Raw genomic sequence first — 16,089 nt, 5'->3', positions numbered from 1 at the left:
TAATGCAAATCAGCGGAATCTTTGGCGGGCCGCGCCGACCGGTTGGCGCGGCACCGCGGGCTCTGGCCTAGCCGTATTGCGCGACCGGTGTACCGGCGACGGCGGACATGTTGAGCAGCCCGCGCGCGGTGATCGACGGCGACACGATATGCGCCTTGTTGCCCATGCCCATCAGGATCGGACCAACCTCGAGCCCGCCGGATTTCATCTTGAGGATATTGCGCACGCCGCTGGCCGCGTCCACATGGGCAAAGACCAGAACATTCGCATTCGACTTCATCCGTGAACTGGGAAAGATCCGATCGCGCAGCTCCGCGTCGAGCGCGGTGTCGATGTTCATTTCGCCTTCATAGACGAAATCCCGCGCTTCGCTGTCGAGAATGTCGATGGCGGCGCGCAGCCGTTTGCCCGATCCTTCGGCCTGGTTGCCGAATTGCGACTGGGAACAGAAGGCGATCTGCGGTTCGATGCCAAAACGCCTCACGTGTCGCGCGGCGGCGATGGCGATTTCTGCGAGTTCACCGGCATCGGGCAACTGGTGCACATGGGTGTCGGCGATGAACAGCGGGCCGTCTTCGAGGATCATCATCGACAGGGCCCCACAGGGCGACAGCTCGCGCGAGCCGAGGATCTGCGAGACATAGTTCAGGTGCCAGCGATATTCGCCGAACGTGCCACAGATCAGGCTGTCGGCCTCGTCGCGTTGCACCATGATGGCGCCGATGGCGGTGGTGTTGGTGCGCATGATCGCCTTGGCGATGTCGGGCGTCACGCCCTTGCGCTGCATCAGCGTGTGATAGCTGTTCCAATAATCGTAGTAACGCGGGTCGTTCTCGGGGTTGACCAGTTGGAAATCCCGTTCGGGACGGATCTCGAGCCCGAACCGTTCACAGCGCTGCTCCATCACTTCGGGGCGACCAATGAGGATCGGCGTTTCGGTGGTTTCCTCGAGGATCGCCTGCGCCGCGCGCAGCACGCGCTCGTCCTCGCCCTCGCTGAACACGATCCGGCGACTGGCTTCGCGGGCGGCCTGGAACACCGGGCGCATCAGCAGGGCGGATTTGAACACGCTCTGATTCAGACGCTGGCGATAGGCGGTCATGTCCCCGATCGGGCGGGCGGCCACGCCGGTCTCCATCGCGGCCTGCGCCACCGCCGCTGACACCACCGCCACCAGCCGGGGATCAAAGGGTTTCGGGATCAGGTAATCGGCCCCGAATGTCATCTGTTCGCCGCTATAGGCGGCGGCGGCCTCGGCGCTGGTGGTGGCGCGGGCCAGTTCGGCGATGCCGTCGATACAGGCCAGCTGCATCGCGTCGTTGATCTCGGTCGCGCCCACGTCCAGCGCGCCGCGAAAGATGAACGGAAAACACAGGACGTTGTTGACCTGGTTGGGAAAATCGCTGCGCCCGGTGGCGATGATCGCGTCCGGGGCCACCGCGCGGGCGTCTTCGGGCATGATTTCCGGGTTCGGGTTGGCAAGCGCAAAGATGATCGGACGCTTGGCCATGCGCGCCACCATCTCGGGCTTCAGCACATTGGGCCCGCTCAGCCCGAGGAACAGGTCGGCGCCCTCGATCACCTCGTCCAGGCTGCGCTTGTCCGACGCCTGTGCGAAACAGGCCTTTTGCGGGTTCATGTCCTCGGTACGGCCTTCATAGACCAGCCCGTGAATGTCGCAGAGCCAGATATTCTCGCGCTTGACCCCCATCTTGACCAGCATGTTCAGACAGGCAATCCCCGCCGCGCCGCCGCCGGTGCTGACCACGCGGATATCCTCGAACTTCTTGTTTGCCACGTGCACCGCGTTCTTGGCGGCCGCCCCGACAACGATGGCGGTGCCGTGCTGGTCGTCGTGGAACACCGGGATGTTCATCCGCTCGCGGCAGATCCTTTCGACGATGAAGCAATCGGGGGCCTTGATATCCTCGAGATTGATCGCGCCGAACGTAGGCGCCAGCGAACAGACGATCTCGGCCAGTTTTTCCGGGTCGGATTCGTCGACCTCGATATCAAAACAGTCGATATTGGCGAATTTCTTGAACAGGACGGCCTTGCCTTCCATCACCGGCTTGCTGGCCTGCGCGCCGATATTGCCCAGCCCCAGAACCGCCGTGCCGTTTGAAACGACCCCCACGAGATTGGCCTTGGTCGTATAACGCGAGGCATTGGCCGGATCGTCCTTGATCTCGAGACAGGCTTCGGCCACGCCGGGCGAATAGGCGCGCGCCAGGTCACGTCCGTTGGCCATCGGCTTGGTGGCCCGGATCTCCAGTTTTCCGGGTTTCGGGTTCTCGTGATAGAACAATGCCGCCTGGCGCAGGGTTTGATTTTCGGACATGTCCGGAATCCTCCAAGAAAGATGGTTTAGCATTAAACTAACCTGTGACGCGGGGGCAACCGGGAATATCGTGCGCCGCGCCGCTGGGGCCATGCTTGCAGAATCCTTGCCCGGTCGCCAGAGTTTCGCCAAAACCCGACACGAGGTACCATGCCAGACATCCAAGCCGAGATCCGCCTGCCCACCCGCGAACTGCGCCGCGATCTACCGTTCTATACCCGGACACTGGGGATGCGGCTGGACATGATCTATCCGGCGGACGATCCGCAGGTGGCGGTGTTCTCGGGGCATGGCATCAGGCTGCGGCTTGAAAACGGGGCAACCGAACCGCCGGGAACGCTGCGCATCCTGACCGACGATCCCGGCGGCTTTGCCGATGGCGCGCGCGAACTGACCGCGCCAAACGGCACGCGGATCGAGATTGTCGAGCGCAACCCGCCGCTGGTCCTGCCGACCACCTTGCATTCCTTCGTGGTGCGCCGGCTGGCGGACCAGGCTCCCTGGATCATCGGCCGCGCGGGGATGCAGTATCGCGACCTGATCCCCGACCGGCTGGGCGGCTCGATCATCGCCAGCCATATCCGCATTCCCGATGGCGGCCCGGTGCCGGACATGGTGCATTACCACAAGGTCGGGTTTCAGCTGATCTTCTGCTATCGCGGCTGGGTCGACGTGGTGTACGAGGATCAGGGGCCGCCGATGCGCCTGACGGCGGGGGATTGTTTCATCCAGCCACCCGAGATCCGCCATCGCGTGCTTGAGGCCAGCGACAATGTCGAAGTGATCGAGATCGGCGTTCCGGCCGAGCATGTGACCGAGATCGATCACGATATGACCCTGCCGACCCCGCATCTGCGACCCGATCGCGAATGGCAGGGGCAGCGGTTCGTGTTCAACCGGGCCGAGGGGGCCGAGTGGCTGCCCTTCCGCTTGCCCGGCTATGATTGCCGCGACACGACCATCGCCGCGAATACCGGCAACGTGGCCGGGGTGCAGGTGGTGCGGCGCGGCGCGGGCGTGCCGGTCTGGGCGAGTCACGACACCGATATCCTGTTCACCTTTGTCATGGAGGGGCGCGTGACCTTGCAGGGGCAGGGGCGGGATGCGTATGATCTGGTTGCGGGGGATGCCTTTGTCATACCGCCGGGCATGAAAACGCGGCTGGCCGATCCCAGCGACGACATCGAACTGCTCGAGGTCGCCTTGCCCGGTGCCTTCAACACGGAGCTGGACAGCGAATGAGCCTGAAAGATGCCGCAACGCGGGTACGCGAGAATGCCCATGCCCCGTATTCCGGGTTCAAGGTGGGGGCGGCGCTGCGGGCGGCGTCGGGCACCGTCTATGTTGGCTGCAATGTCGAGAATGTTGCCTATCCCGAAGGCACCTGCGCCGAGGCCGGTGCCATCGCGGCGATGGTCGCGGCGGGGGAAACCGAATTGCTCGAGGCCTATGTCATCGCCGACAGCCCGATGCCGGTCACACCCTGCGGCGGATGCCGTCAGAAACTCGCGGAATTCGGTGCCGGCAGCGTGGTCGTCACGATGGGCACCACCGAAGGGCGCGAACAAGTGATGACGCTCGCTGACTTGCTGCCCGGTGCCTTCAGCGCCGATCACATGGCGGGCCGCTAGGGCATGGATGCCCGCGCCATCATCGCCAAACTGCGCCGCAAACAGGTGCCCGACGCGGCGGAACTGCGCTGGTTTGCGCAAGGATTGGCCGATGGAACCGTGAGCGATGCACAGGCCGGGGCCTTTGCCATGGCGGTCTGCATGGGCGATCTGGGCGAGACCGGGCGCGGGGCCCTGACCATGGCCATGCGCGACAGCGGCGATGTCTTGACCTGGGATCTGGACGGTCCGGTGATCGACAAGCATTCGACCGGCGGTGTCGGCGATTGCGTGTCGCTGCTGCTGGCCCCGGCACTGGCGGCCTGCGGTGGCTGTGTGCCGATGATCTCGGGGCGGGGGCTTGGGCATACGGGTGGCACGCTGGACAAGCTCGAGGCGATCCCCGGCGTGAGCACCGGCATTTCCGAGGGACGCCTGGGCGAGATCATGTCACATGTCGGCTGTGCCATCGTCGGGGCCACCGCCGAGATCGCCCCGGCGGACAAGCGGCTCTATGCGATACGCGACGTGACGGCCACGGTCGAAAGCCTTGACCTGATCACCGCGTCGATCCTGTCAAAGAAACTCGCGGTCAGCCCGGATGCGCTGGTGCTGGATGTCAAGGTGGGCAGCGGTGCCTTCATGAAGACCCGCGAACAGGCCGCTGCCCTCGCCCGGGCGCTGGTGGGGGCCGCCAATGCCGCCGGATGCCGGACCAGCGCGGTGGTCAGCGACATGAACCAGCCGCTGGCCCCGGCGCTTGGCAACGCGCTGGAAGTGGCCGAGATCATGACGGCCCTGACCGGCCGGCTCGATGGCCCGCTGGTGCGTCTAAGCGCGGCTCTGGGGGGCGTGCTGCTCGTGGGGGCGGGGTTGGCTGACGATGTACAGGATGGCGCGGACCGGATTGTCGCGGCGATCCGCGATGGCCGCGCCGCCGAACGGTTCGGACGGATGATCGCGGCGCAGGGCGGGCCGCTGGCCTTTGTCGAGGATTGGCAGCGCTTCCTGCCGGAAGCCAACGTGATCCGCGAGGTTGCGGCGCGCGAGGATGGCCATGTCACCGGGATCGATGGCGAGGCCCTGGGGCTGGCCGTGGTTGCCCTTGGCGGTGGCCGCCAGGTCGAAAGCGACGTGGTGGATCCGGCGGTGGGCCTGTCCGGGCTGGTGCGGCTTGGCGACAAGGTGGCCCGCGGCCAGCCGCTTGCGGTGATCCATGCCGCCCGCGAAGACGCCGCGCAGCGCGCCGAGGCAACGGTGCGCGCGGCAATCGCGATCGGCGCACGCCCCGCGGCGGTGCCGGATCTCATCCACGAAAGGATCGACTGATGGCACGTGCGTTTCTGGTGGTCATGGATTCCGTCGGTATTGGCGGTGCGCCGGATGCGGGGCGTTACTATAACGGCACCGTGCCCGATACCGGAGCCAACACGGTGGCCCATATCGCGCAGGCCTGCATGGCCGGCCAGGCCGAGCGCGGGCGCAGCGGCGCGTTGAATCTGCCGCATCTCGACGGGCTCGGGTTGGGGGCGGCGGTGCGGCTGGCCTCGGGGCTCTCGGCACCGGGCCTCGGGGGCGACCCGCGCGGCGCCTGGGGTGCCGCCACCGAGATGTCGCGCGGCAAGGATACACCGTCCGGCCACTGGGAACTGGCCGGGGTGCCGGTACCCTGGGACTGGCACTATTTCCCCGACAGCACCCCCGCCTTTCCCGACAGGCTGATGCGGGCGGTGGCGCAGGCGGCAGGCACGGATGGCACGCTTGGCAATTGCCACGCATCGGGCACCCGGATCATAGCCGAACTGGGGGGCGATCACCTCGAGAGCGGTTGGCCGATCTGCTATACCTCGGCGGATTCGGTTTTTCAGATCGCCGCGCATGAAGACCATTTCGGGCTATCGCGGCTGCTCGATCTCTGTGCCGCGATCGCCCCGCGCCTGCACGAGATGAAGGTGGGGCGGGTGATCGCGCGTCCCTTTACCGGGCAGGCCGATACCGGCTTCATCCGCACCTCGAACCGGCGCGATTTTGCCATTGCGCCGCCGGCCCCGGTGCTGACCAACTGGGTCCAGGATGCGGGGCGGCGGGTCTACGGGGTCGGCAAGATCGGTGATATCTTTTCGATGCAAGGCATTGATGATCTGCGCAAGGGGGATGATGCCGAGCTGATGGGCCACCTGTCGGATCTCGTGGACGAGGCCGAGGAGGGCAGCCTGACCTTTGCCAATTTCGTCGAATTCGACAGCCGCTTTGGCCATCGGCGCGACATTTCCGGCTATGCGGCGGCGCTGGAATGGTTCGATGCGGGGCTGGGCCGGATCCTGCCCCGGCTGCGACCGGATGACGTGATGGTGCTGACGGCGGATCATGGCAATGATCCCAGCTGGACCGGAACCGACCACACCCGCGAACGGGTGCCGGTGCTGATCAGCGGGCGGGGTGCGCGCTCGTTGGGTCATGTGGGTTTTGTCGACGTGGCGGCAAGCGTCGCGGATCACCTCGGGGTGCCGCCGCAGGGGCCGGGGGCGAGCTTTTTCTGACGCGGCGGTCATGTCCATGGGTTGCAGACCTGCCACCGCTGCCCCACAAGATGACGCAGAATATCCGGGAGAGTCGCATGTCAGAAGCCGTTACCGTCGTTGATCATCCGCTGGTTCAGCACAAGCTGAGCCTGATGCGGGAAAAGGATACGCCCACCGCCGTGTTCCGTCAGCTCCTGCGCGAGATCACGCAGCTTCTGGCCTATGAAGTCACCCGCGAAATGCCGATGACCAGGAAACCCATCGAGACGCCGCTGGAAGAGATGGACGCGCCGGTTCTGGCGGGCAAGAAGCTGGCGCTGGTGTCGATCCTGCGGGCGGGCAATGGCATGTTGGACGGGGTTCTGGAACTGATCCCGCTGGCACGGGTGGGGTTTGTCGGCCTTTATCGCGATGAAAAGACTCTGGAACCGGTACAGTATTATTTCAAGGTGCCCGACGGGCTGGAGGATCGGCTGGTGATCGCGGTCGACCCGATGCTGGCGACCGGCAATTCCTCGGCGGCGGCGGTTGATCTGCTCAAACAGGCGGGGGCCACCAATATCCGTTTCCTCTGTCTGCTGGCCGCGCCCGAAGGCATCGCCCGGATGCAGGAAGCGCACCCGGATGTGCCGATTGTCACCGCCTCGATCGATCGCAAGCTGAACAGCCAGGGATATATCGTGCCGGGTCTTGGTGACGCGGGCGACCGCATGTTCGGGACAAAGTGATCGCGCTTTGACACGCCTGCGGTTCTGCGGCAGAGTTTCGACACATCATTCCCGAGGGCACATATGAACGCGCATCACTTTCTGACAGGCCTGGTTCTGAGCATCGGCTTGGGAGGTGTTGCGGCCCCCGTGTCCGCCGAGGGGAACGTGGTGGCAGCGCTGCCCCAGAACACGCGGGTTCTGCCCTATCATGTCTACGAGGAACGCCAGCAGGCCCGCGATGTGATCGTGCCGCGCGGATATAAAGCGGTCTGGGATGACGGGCGGCTGAATCCGCAGCGGGGGATTACCACGCTGAAACCCACCGGAACCGGGGCCTATGCGGTTGTGCCGCGCGGCTATAAATCGGCGTGGAGCGACAACCGGCTCAATCCGAACCGGGGGCAGGGCACCCCGCGCGGCGACGCGCTGAGTGACCGGGTCTGGAACCAGACGGTGCCGCGCGTGCTCGCGCCCGTGGCCCCGCCCCAGCGGCTCTATGGCGGCCCGACTCCGCGCAAGGCGCAAAAGACCCGTACCTGGGAAACCGCGCGGTAACCCGGCCGCGACCGGGCAGATGGCGGGGTGCGTCACCCGCCACAGATATTCTGTAACTGAACCCATTCGCGATCCGGCAGGATCGGATCGGCATCGCGCCCGGCCATCGGATCGGCCTCGATCAGATCGAGCACGGATTCACCGGTGACGTCGCGCGCATAGGCATAAGGAGAAGAGGGCAGCTGTGCCGCCGCAAAGGCCGCAAGCAGCGCATCGGGGGCAAGCGGCGGGCGCGGCGAAATCAGCACCCATTCCGCATAGCTGTCAAGCGTGGCTTGCGTCACCTTTCCGGTGGTCAACAGCCGGAAACTCGCCACCGGCCCGGCATAGCTGAGCAATTGTTCCAGCGGGTCATTCTCGCTGGCCTGCACGGTTTCGGACAGGATATAGCCCGCCGCGACCGCCGGGTCTTCGTAATCCTCGATCAGCGACTTGTTCAGCAGGATGACGCCGCCGGGGAGGTTGCGGCTGTCGATCACCCCGGCGGGCAGGATGACAAGCCGCCGCGCCCCGGTCCGCCTGGCCAGCCGTGCCAGCACCGGCGTGGTCTCGGCGCTGCCGCAGGCGACGCCGGCAACCCGTTCGATCCGCCCCAGCAGCGCCTTGCCGATGGCCTCGCGCTGAATCTTGGGCACCACGTTCAGCGCATGGGTGCGCAACACGCCGGGCAACCACATCAGCAGCACCGCCAGCACGATCACCGCAAAGGTCATCGATCCGGCAAAGCGCAGGCGGCCGGGATGAGAGCGGCTGCGATCGATGGCACGCCGCAGCTTGGCGATGGCGTCCAGCATCGCGGTTTCGTCCTCGGCAATCTCGAGCGTTTCGCCAGGGTCGCCATCGGGCGAGAAAATCGCGGGAAATTCGCCGGGGTTCCGGCGCTGCACCGCGGCCAGCGACCAATGGGCCAGGGGTCGTTCGCGCATGTCGGTGATGGTCAGGGTTGCCTCGCCGATCTTGACGATCGCGTCCCGGCGCTGTTCATCGGGCGACGCGCGCCAGAGCCCCGAGGCTTCGAGCCTGTCGTATTTCTTGAGCGCCGTCATGCTGCGGGGTCTGCGAAGCCTCTGTTTTCCGCCACTCTTACCACGCCCCGCCAAGGCGGCAAACGGATTTACGCCGCTGCGTCAAAGCATGGCGGCGCGTTTGCGCAATTCGAATTTCTGGATCTTGCCGGTCGATGTCTTTGGCAATTCCTGAAACACCACCTTTTTGGGCGTTTTGAATCCGGCCAGCGTTTCACGGCAATAGGCAATCAATTCCGCCTCGGTCGGGGTGGACCCGTCCTTGAGTTCGACAAAGGCGCAGGGAACCTCGCCCCATTTGTCATCCGGCCGGGCCACCACCGCCGCCAGCAGGACATCGGGGTGCCCCATCAACACGCCTTCGATTTCCACCGAGCTGATATTCTCGCCGCCGGAAATGATGATGTCCTTGGCCCGGTCGGCGATCTGGATATAGCCATCCGGGTGCTGCACCGCGATGTCGCCGGAATGGAAATAGCCGCCCTTGAACGCCTCGGCGGTGGCTTCGGGATTCTTGTAATACCCTTTCATGGTGCCGTTGCCGCGCATCACGATTTCGCCCTGCGCGGTGCCATCCATGGGGATTTGCGCCATCTGCTCATCCACCACGGTGATATGTTCCATAAAGGGCATGGCGACCCCCTGGCGGGCCTTGATCGCGGCGCGCGCCTCGCCTTGCAGATGATCCAGATGCGGACCCCAGGTGCATTCGGTCGCCGGGCCATAAACCTCGGTCAGCCCGTAAACCTGAGTCACCTGAAAGCCCATCGGCTCGATCTTGGCGAGGGTTGCCGGGGCAGGGGGCGCGCCGGCGGTAAAGACCTCGACCCTGTGATCAAAGGGCCTGCGGTCCGCCTCGGGCGCGTTGACCAGCATGTTCAGCACGATGGGCGCACCGCCGAAATGGGTCGCGCCCTCATCCGCGATGGCATCGAAAATCGCCGGGGCGGCGATGTCGCGACAGCAGATGATCGTGCCGCCAACCATCGGCATCATCCATGTGTGGCACCAGCCATTGCAGTGAAACAGCGGCACGATGGTCAGATAGCGCGGACGCAGCACCATGCCCCAGCTGATCACCTGGCCCATGGCATTCAGATAGGCACCGCGATGATGATAGACGACCCCCTTGGGACGCCCGGTTGTGCCGCTGGTATAGTTGAGCGCGATGCTCTCCCATTCGTCGCCGGGCATGATCCAGTCGAAATTGTGCTCGGCCTCGGCCAAGAGTTGTTCATAGGTCGCGTGCCGCCCGGTGGCCGGGTATCCCGCGTCGGGGTCGGGCACCTCGATCACGACGGGCGCGGGGCCGTCCTTGCGGGCAATTGCCGCTTCGACCAGCGTGATGAACTGGGTATCGACCAGAACCGCCCGCGCCTCGCCATGCTCCAGGATATAGGCCACGGTGCCGGTGTCGAGCCGGGTGTTGATCGCGTTCAGAACCGCGCCACAGGCAGGTACGCCGAAATGCGCCTCGGCATGGGCGGGAATGTTGGGCAGCACGGTGGCCACCACGTCACCCGGCGCAACCCCAAGCCGCGCAAGCGCCGATGCCAGGCGCGTGCAACGGTCGTGATATTCCGCATAGGTCTTGCGGTGCGCGCCGTATATCACCGCCATGTCATTGGCAAAGACATGCGCGGCCCGGCGTAGCCCCGATAGCGGGGTCAGCGGAACATAGTTGGCCGCGGTCCTGTCGAGCCCGGATTCATCCTTCATCCATCCCATGTCTTGTCCTTCGCTTGCCTTGTTCCGGCAAAGCCTAGGAGGATGGCGCGGGCCTTTCAATCGGGATTGCGATCAGCGTCACGGCAAAAAGAAAAGGCGACGCATCGCGCCGCCTTTACAAAAATCTCGGGGCTGACAATCAGCTCTTGCGACGACGGCGCAGAGCCGCGATGCCGCCCAGGCCGCCCAACAGCAGCAGGCCGGACGCCGGCAGAGGCACGGCGGATACTTCCAGCGAGTTGACGCGGAAGCTCGACAGGGCACCGTCAACGCCGATGGTCAGCGAGCTGCCGACCAGATAGGGCGAAAACGAGTACGGGTTGGACGAGCTGGAATCCAGCAGCGTCATGCCGGCACCGGAATCGACATAGATGTCATAGGAATCAGACCAGCCGAAATTGGCGAAGTTGATCGCTTCCATGCTCACGTCCTGGTCGAACGTGAAGGTCATCCGCTCGTCGATGATGCCGTCCAGGCTGGGATTGTCGAACAGGTGCGAATAGGCACCCAGACCGCTGGAGTTGCGGGTGACGGACGAGTCGCGCCAGCCGTTGAAATTGTACTCAGCGGTCACGGTGACGCCGATGCCGTCCACCGAATAGCTGAGTTCGGATTGCCGGGCGTCCGCGCCGCCCAGGTTGATCGTTGCCGCGCTTGCAATGCTGGCGGTTGCTACGAGAATAGCCCCAGCCGCGCAGGTTGTAAGAAACTTTGATTTGTTCATTACCATGGTTCCCTTTTTCACACTCTCTACGTGTAATCAAATTGTACACAAGTTAGTGATATCACATTCGTAGGATGGTTCCAATTTTTTTATCCTTTATTTAGATTTCGAATAATCGAATTATTGAGAAATTAAGCTGTCATTGTTGTTGCGGCGGCGTCAAATCGCGGGTGAGGATGTGATTGTTTCCAAGGGGCGCCGATACGTATTTATCCACATCCCCAAGACCGGTGGAACCGCGCTGGCGCTGGCGCTTGAGTCGCGCGCGATGCGCGATGACATCATGCTGGGCGATACGCCCAAGGCGATCAAACGCCGCCGGCGGCTGCGCGATGCGACATCACGGGGCCGGTTGTGGAAACACTCGACACTGGCCGATATCGAAGGGCTGGTGGACCCGGACGAGCTGGATCAGCTGTTTGCCTTCACGCTGGTGCGCAACCCGTGGGATCGCGCAGTGAGCTATTACCATTGGCTCCGGGCACAGCGGTTTGACCATTCCGCCGTCAAACTGGCGCGGCAATTGACGTTTCCCGACTTTGTCGCCCATCCACGGATCATGGACTCGTTTCGCGCCTATTCCGCCGGGCGATACATGCGCCGTTCCGATGGGCGCGAACAGTGCGACGCCTATCTGCGGCTCGAACAGTTCGAGGAAGACGCCGCGCCGCTGGTGGCGCATCTTGGGTTTGGGCTGAGCCTGCCGCGTGCCAATCATTCGGATCGCGCGCGCGACTATCGCCTGTATTACACCGACACGAGCGCGGCGGCGATTGCCGATTGCTGTGCCGAGGATATTGCCCGCTTTGGCTATGGGTTTGGCTGATCTGCCCGCCGGGGCGCGCGGCGGCATGCGGTCAGGGCGCCGCTGTTCGCGCGATGGCTGAGCAGGGCGCGCCTGGCCTTGCCCAATGCGTTGAAACCGTTGATTTCCGGTCGCATCAGGCAAGGCCGGCGTGATGTCAGAGCCGTCAGGCCGCCGCGGTCTCCGGCGCAAAGCGGCCGTAGAAGGTCTGGCCCTTGTCCGCCATTTCACGCAGCAGGTCGGGGCATTTGAACCGCTCGCCATATTTCGCGGCCAGCTGGTCACAACGTTCGGCGGCATAGGGCGCACCGATGATGTCGAGCCAGCTCAGCGGGCCGCCGGACCAGGGCGCAAAGCCCCAGGCCAGGATCGCGCCCACATCGGCCTCGCGGATGTCTTCGACAACGCCTTCTTCCAGTGCGCGCACGGCTTCGAGCACCTGCACGAACATCAGACGTTCCTGTACCTCGATCAGGTCGGGCTGCTCTTCGGCGAGCGGGTATTTGTCGTGAACGCCTTTCCAGTAGCCGGTGCGCTTGCCCTTTTCGTCATAGTCGAAATAGCCGGCCTTGGCCTTGCGGCCCAGACGGCCCTGTTCTTCCATCCAGAAGACTAGGACATCCGCTTCGGAGGCGGGGTATGCGTTGCCCATCGCTTCCTTGGTGGCGCGGGTGATCTTGGCGGCAAGGTCGATGCTGGTTTCATCGCCAAGTTGCACGGGACCAACCGGGAAGCCCAGTTGCTGTGCCGCGTGGTCGATCAGCACCGGCGCGACGCCTTCGGTGATCATCCGTGTGGCTTCGTTGCCATAAGGAATGATGCAGCGGTTGCAGTAGAAGAACCGCGCATCGTTGACCACGATGGGCGTCTTGCGGATCTGGCGCACGTAATCCAGCGCCTTGGCCACGGCGCGGGGGCCGGTTTCCTTGCCCTTGATGATCTCGACCAGCAGCATCCGCTCGACGGGCGAAAAGAAGTGGATGCCGATGAACTGCTCGGGGCGCTTGGACGCCTTGGCCAGCCCGGTGATCGGCAGGGTCGAGGTGTTGGAGGCAAAAATGCAATCCTCGGGGATGATTGCCTCGACCTTCCGGGTCATTTCGGCCTTGACCTTGGGGTCTTCGAACACGGCTTCGATGATCAGGTCACAGCCCTTGAGCTGCTCGAGATCCGGCGTGGCGGTGATGAGATTCAGCATCGCCTCTTTCTTTTCGGGCGTGACCTTCTTGCGGGCGATGCCCTTGTCAAGGAACGCTTCGGAATAGGCTTTGCCCTTGTCGGCAGCCGCCTGATCCCGGTCGATCAATACAACTTCCATGCCGGCCTGCGCACTGACCAGCGCGATGCCCGCGCCCATCATGCCCGCGCCCAGAACGCCAAGCTTTTTCACCCGCTGGTCCGGCACGTCCTGTGGCCGCACAGCACCCTTTTCCAGCGCTTCCTTGTTCAGGAAGAGCGAGCGGATCATCGCGCCCGAGCTGGGGTTCATCAGAACCGAGGTGAACCAGCGCGCCTCGATCTTGAGCGCAGTGTCGAAATCGACCATGGCCCCTTCATAGACCGCGCTCAGCAGGGCCTTGGCCGCGGGGAACGCGCCCTGCGTCTTGCCATGCACCATCGCATTGGCCCCGACAAAGGTCATGAAACCGGCGGGATGATAGGGCGCGCCACCGGGCATCTTGTAACCCTTGGCGTCCCAGGGTTTGACGATGTCGCTGCCCTTGGCGTTCAGAACCCAGTCGCGGGCCGCCGCAACCGGATCATCCACCACCTCGTCGACAAGCCCCGCCGCCTTGGCCTTTTTCGGCTCGACCATCTTGCCTTCGAGCAGGAAGGGCGAGGCCCCCATCGCGCCCAGCTTGCGCACGAGACGGGTGGTGCCGCCGGCACCGGGAAAGATGCCGACCATGATCTCGGGCAGGCCGATCCGCGCCTTGGGGTTGTCGGCGACAAAAATGCGATGGGTGGCCAGCGGCAGCTCAAGCCCGATGCCCGCGGCAGTACCGGGCAGGGCGGCGGCAACCGGTTTGCCGCCCTTGTTGGTCTTTGGGTCCATGCCGGCACGCTCGATCTTGCGCAGCAGGGCGTGCATTTGCATCGTGCCCTCGAACAGGCCGCGCGCCGGATCGTCGCCCGCGTCTTCCTTCATCTTGGCCAACAGGTTCAGGTCCATGCCCCCGGCAAACGAACCGGTCTTGCCGCTGGTGATCACGATGCCCTTGACCGCCGCGTCCGCCAGCGCGTCATCGATGCAATCGGACAGTTCCGCCAGCCCGGTGATGGACATCACGTTCATTGATTTTCCGGGCACATCCCAGGTGATGGTTGCGACGCCGTCGGCGTCCTTGCTCATTGTGAAATCAGCCATGTTCGTCTCCGATCTGGTCAGCCGTCAGCGGGCTGCCATCCTGTTTCGTGAAATGGTCTCCGGCGTCGTCCGCGATGACCATCATATCTATGTCGCTGTAAAAGACCGTTTCGGTCGGGGTTCGGGTGCCGATCACGAGGAACGCGGCGCGCGATTGGGTGCGGTTCACCAAATGGTGTCCGTTTTCCACGCCCGCGGGCCAGGCCGCGCAATCACCAGGCTGCATCAGGGTTTCCCCGTCATCCTCGATCAGCACCAGCTCGCCCTCGGTGACCATCGCGAACTCGTCCTGCTGCATCTGGTAGTGCCGCAGGGACGAGGCCGCGCCCGGTTCGAGATAGACCAGGTTGACGCCATATTGGGTCAGGCCTCCGGCATCCCCCAAAGCCAGCCATGATCGCCCATCAACCACGCGCGCCAGCTTGCCGGGATAGCCGGTGCCGCTGCTGCGACTGATTTGGGCCAGGTCCAGCTTGGGCATCAGACACGCTCGATGATTGTCGCCGCGCCCATGCCCGAGGCGATGCACAGCGTGGCAAGCCCGGTTTCCTTGTCGCTGCGCTCAAGCTCGTCCAGCAGGGTGCCGATGATGATCGCCCCGGTCGCACCCAGCGGATGCCCCATCGCGATCGAACCGCCATTGACATTGACCAGTTCGGGATCAACGTCAAACGCCTGCTGAAAGCGCAGGACCACGGAGGCAAAGGCCTCGTTCACTTCAAAGAGGTCGATATCGCCGATCGCCATGCCATTGTCGGCGAGGATCTTTTCGGTCACCGGAACCGGGCCGGTCAGCATGATGGTAGGGTCGGTGCCGATCTTGGCGGTGGCCTTGATGCGGGCACGCGGTTTCAGGCCGTATTTCTCGCCGAATTCCTTGTTGCCGATCAGAACGGCCGCCGCCCCATCCACGATGCCCGAGCTGTTGCCCGCATGGTGGATGTGATTGATCCGCTCAAGATGCGGATATTTCAGCAGCGCGATCTTGTCGAACCCGGGCATCTGCTCGCCCATCATCTGGAACGACGGGTTCAGCGCGCCAAGGCTCTGCATGTCGGTCTGCGGACGCATGTATTCGTCGTGATCAAGGATCGGGAGGCCGTTCTGGTCCCGCACGGTGATGACGGATTTTTCGAACCGGTTGTCATCCCACGCGGCCTTGGCGCGACGCTGGGATTCAACCGCCAGCGCATCGGCCTGATCGCGGCTGAACCCGTATTCCGTGGCGATGATGTCGGCGGAAATGCCTTGCGGCACGAAATAGCTGTCCATGGCGAGCGTGGGGTCAACGGCAATCGCCGCGCCATCGCTGCCCATGGCCACGCGGCCCATCATCTCGACTCCACCGGCGATATAGGCATCGCCCGCGCCGCCCCTGACCTGGTTGGCGGCAAGGTTCACGGCCTCCATGCCCGAAGCACAGAACCGGTTGATCGCAAGTCCGGGAATCGACTGGTCCAGATCAGAGGCCAGCACGGCAGAGCGCGCAAGGCATCCGCCCTGTTCCATCACCTGGGTCACGTTGCCCCAGATCACGTCCTCGACGGCGTGACCATCGAGATTGTTGCGCTCTTTCACCGCGTTCAGCGTGAGCGCCGACAGCCGCAGGCTGGTGACTTCGTGCAGCGCGCCGTCCTTGCGGCCCTTGCCGCGCGGGGTGCGCAGGGCGTCATAGATATAGGCTTCTCTCATTGGTCTCTC

General features: G+C 64.1%; 14 protein-coding genes. 7 read left to right on the top strand and 7 right to left on the bottom strand.

Annotation, left to right across the window (positions count from 1 at the left end; all coding sequences use genetic code 11):
- Nucleotides 1-67 precede the first annotated feature (67 nt).
- Entirely contained in the window at nucleotides 68-2,341 is a 2,274-nt protein-coding gene (locus ACP15R_RS00585; protein WP_424984420.1) for an NADP-dependent malic enzyme, read from the bottom strand.
- A 150-nt stretch (nucleotides 2,342-2,491) separates the two neighbouring features.
- Between ACP15R_RS00585 and ACP15R_RS00580 the strand changes: the two genes are divergently transcribed.
- The 6 genes from ACP15R_RS00580 (at nucleotide 2,492) to ACP15R_RS00555 (ending at nucleotide 7,738) form a co-directional block, all read left to right on the top strand.
- Nucleotides 2,492-3,583, top strand: a complete 1,092-nt coding sequence (locus ACP15R_RS00580) for a cupin domain-containing protein (protein WP_424984419.1) — start codon at nucleotides 2,492-2,494, stop codon at nucleotides 3,581-3,583.
- Nucleotides 3,580-3,972: a cytidine deaminase gene (locus tag ACP15R_RS00575; RefSeq protein WP_424984418.1), complete on the top strand. Its 393-nt coding sequence runs from the start codon at nucleotides 3,580-3,582 to the stop codon at nucleotides 3,970-3,972. Before ACP15R_RS00580 ends, ACP15R_RS00575 begins: the two co-directional genes overlap by 4 nt.
- A gap of 3 nt (nucleotides 3,973-3,975) precedes the next feature.
- On the top strand, nucleotides 3,976-5,280 hold the full coding sequence (locus ACP15R_RS00570) for a thymidine phosphorylase (protein WP_424984417.1): 1,305 nt from the start codon (nucleotides 3,976-3,978) through the stop codon (nucleotides 5,278-5,280).
- The gene (locus ACP15R_RS00565) at nucleotides 5,280-6,491 is read left to right on the top strand and encodes a phosphopentomutase (protein ID WP_424984416.1); all 1,212 of its coding nucleotides are present in this window, start codon (nucleotides 5,280-5,282) and stop codon (nucleotides 6,489-6,491) included. The genes ACP15R_RS00570 and ACP15R_RS00565 overlap by 1 nt, the downstream gene beginning before the upstream one ends.
- A 77-nt stretch (nucleotides 6,492-6,568) precedes the next feature.
- The gene (upp, locus tag ACP15R_RS00560) at nucleotides 6,569-7,201 is read left to right on the top strand and encodes a uracil phosphoribosyltransferase (protein ID WP_424984415.1); all 633 of its coding nucleotides are present in this window, start codon (nucleotides 6,569-6,571) and stop codon (nucleotides 7,199-7,201) included.
- 63 nt (nucleotides 7,202-7,264) lie between these two features.
- The gene (locus ACP15R_RS00555; RefSeq protein ID WP_424984414.1) at nucleotides 7,265-7,738 is read left to right on the top strand and encodes a hypothetical protein; all 474 of its coding nucleotides are present in this window, start codon (nucleotides 7,265-7,267) and stop codon (nucleotides 7,736-7,738) included.
- 32 nt (nucleotides 7,739-7,770) lie between these two features.
- Here the strand turns inward: ACP15R_RS00555 and ACP15R_RS00550 are convergent, their stop codons facing one another.
- The 3 genes from ACP15R_RS00550 to ACP15R_RS00540 form a co-directional block, all read right to left on the bottom strand.
- Entirely contained in the window at nucleotides 7,771-8,784 is a 1,014-nt protein-coding gene (locus tag ACP15R_RS00550) for a hypothetical protein (RefSeq protein WP_424984413.1), read from the bottom strand.
- 81 nt (nucleotides 8,785-8,865) lie between these two features.
- The gene (locus ACP15R_RS00545) at nucleotides 8,866-10,491 is read right to left on the bottom strand and encodes an AMP-binding protein (protein ID WP_424984412.1); all 1,626 of its coding nucleotides are present in this window, start codon (nucleotides 10,489-10,491) and stop codon (nucleotides 8,866-8,868) included.
- Nucleotides 10,492-10,630: 139 nt separating this feature from the next.
- Nucleotides 10,631-11,215 carry a VPLPA-CTERM sorting domain-containing protein gene (locus tag ACP15R_RS00540; protein ID WP_424984411.1) on the bottom strand — a complete coding sequence of 195 codons (585 nt, stop codon included), beginning with the start codon at nucleotides 11,213-11,215 and terminating at the stop codon, nucleotides 10,631-10,633.
- A gap of 178 nt (nucleotides 11,216-11,393) precedes the next feature.
- Here ACP15R_RS00540 and ACP15R_RS00535 point away from each other — a divergent pair, with 178 nt between their 5' ends.
- Complete coding sequence (locus ACP15R_RS00535; protein WP_424984410.1) at nucleotides 11,394-12,041, top strand: sulfotransferase family 2 domain-containing protein; 648 nt, start codon at nucleotides 11,394-11,396, stop codon at nucleotides 12,039-12,041.
- 145 nt (nucleotides 12,042-12,186) lie between these two features.
- Here the strand turns inward: ACP15R_RS00535 and ACP15R_RS00530 are convergent, their stop codons facing one another.
- The 3 genes from ACP15R_RS00530 to ACP15R_RS00520 are packed head-to-tail and all read right to left on the bottom strand — an operon-like array spanning nucleotide 12,187 to nucleotide 16,080.
- Nucleotides 12,187-14,388 (bottom strand): 3-hydroxyacyl-CoA dehydrogenase NAD-binding domain-containing protein, encoded by a 2,202-nt coding sequence (locus tag ACP15R_RS00530; protein WP_424984409.1) that lies wholly within the window; start codon nucleotides 14,386-14,388, stop codon nucleotides 12,187-12,189.
- Nucleotides 14,381-14,869, bottom strand: coding sequence for a cupin domain-containing protein (locus ACP15R_RS00525; protein WP_424984408.1), 489 nt, complete (start codon nucleotides 14,867-14,869; stop codon nucleotides 14,381-14,383). The genes ACP15R_RS00530 and ACP15R_RS00525 overlap by 8 nt, the downstream gene beginning before the upstream one ends.
- Complete coding sequence (locus ACP15R_RS00520) at nucleotides 14,869-16,080, bottom strand: acetyl-CoA C-acetyltransferase (RefSeq protein WP_424984407.1); 1,212 nt, start codon at nucleotides 16,078-16,080, stop codon at nucleotides 14,869-14,871. The genes ACP15R_RS00525 and ACP15R_RS00520 overlap by 1 nt, the downstream gene beginning before the upstream one ends.
- Between the last annotated feature and the right edge of the window lie 9 nt (nucleotides 16,081-16,089).

It is taken from the genome of Microbulbifer sp. S227A (assembly GCF_049800935.1).
The sequence above is the reverse complement of the archived record's forward strand: the minus strand, read 5'-3'. Positions and strand labels throughout refer to the sequence as shown.

Coding starts and splice junctions, on each gene's coding strand:
- ACP15R_RS00585 (WP_424984420.1), bottom strand. CDS start 2,341: ATGTCCGAAAATCAAACCCTGCGCCAGGCGGCATTGTTCTATCACGAG.
- ACP15R_RS00580 (WP_424984419.1), top strand. CDS start 2,492: ATGCCAGACATCCAAGCCGAGATCCGCCTGCCCACCCGCGAACTGCGC.
- ACP15R_RS00575 (WP_424984418.1), top strand. CDS start 3,580: ATGAGCCTGAAAGATGCCGCAACGCGGGTACGCGAGAATGCCCATGCC.
- ACP15R_RS00570 (WP_424984417.1), top strand. CDS start 3,976: ATGGATGCCCGCGCCATCATCGCCAAACTGCGCCGCAAACAGGTGCCC.
- ACP15R_RS00565 (WP_424984416.1), top strand. CDS start 5,280: ATGGCACGTGCGTTTCTGGTGGTCATGGATTCCGTCGGTATTGGCGGT.
- upp (WP_424984415.1), top strand. CDS start 6,569: ATGTCAGAAGCCGTTACCGTCGTTGATCATCCGCTGGTTCAGCACAAG.
- ACP15R_RS00555 (WP_424984414.1), top strand. CDS start 7,265: ATGAACGCGCATCACTTTCTGACAGGCCTGGTTCTGAGCATCGGCTTG.
- ACP15R_RS00550 (WP_424984413.1), bottom strand. CDS start 8,784: ATGACGGCGCTCAAGAAATACGACAGGCTCGAAGCCTCGGGGCTCTGG.
- ACP15R_RS00545 (WP_424984412.1), bottom strand. CDS start 10,491: ATGGGATGGATGAAGGATGAATCCGGGCTCGACAGGACCGCGGCCAAC.
- ACP15R_RS00540 (WP_424984411.1), bottom strand. CDS start 11,215: ATGAACAAATCAAAGTTTCTTACAACCTGCGCGGCTGGGGCTATTCTC.
- ACP15R_RS00530 (WP_424984409.1), bottom strand. CDS start 14,388: ATGGCTGATTTCACAATGAGCAAGGACGCCGACGGCGTCGCAACCATC.
- ACP15R_RS00525 (WP_424984408.1), bottom strand. CDS start 14,869: ATGCCCAAGCTGGACCTGGCCCAAATCAGTCGCAGCAGCGGCACCGGC.
- ACP15R_RS00520 (WP_424984407.1), bottom strand. CDS start 16,080: ATGAGAGAAGCCTATATCTATGACGCCCTGCGCACCCCGCGCGGCAAG.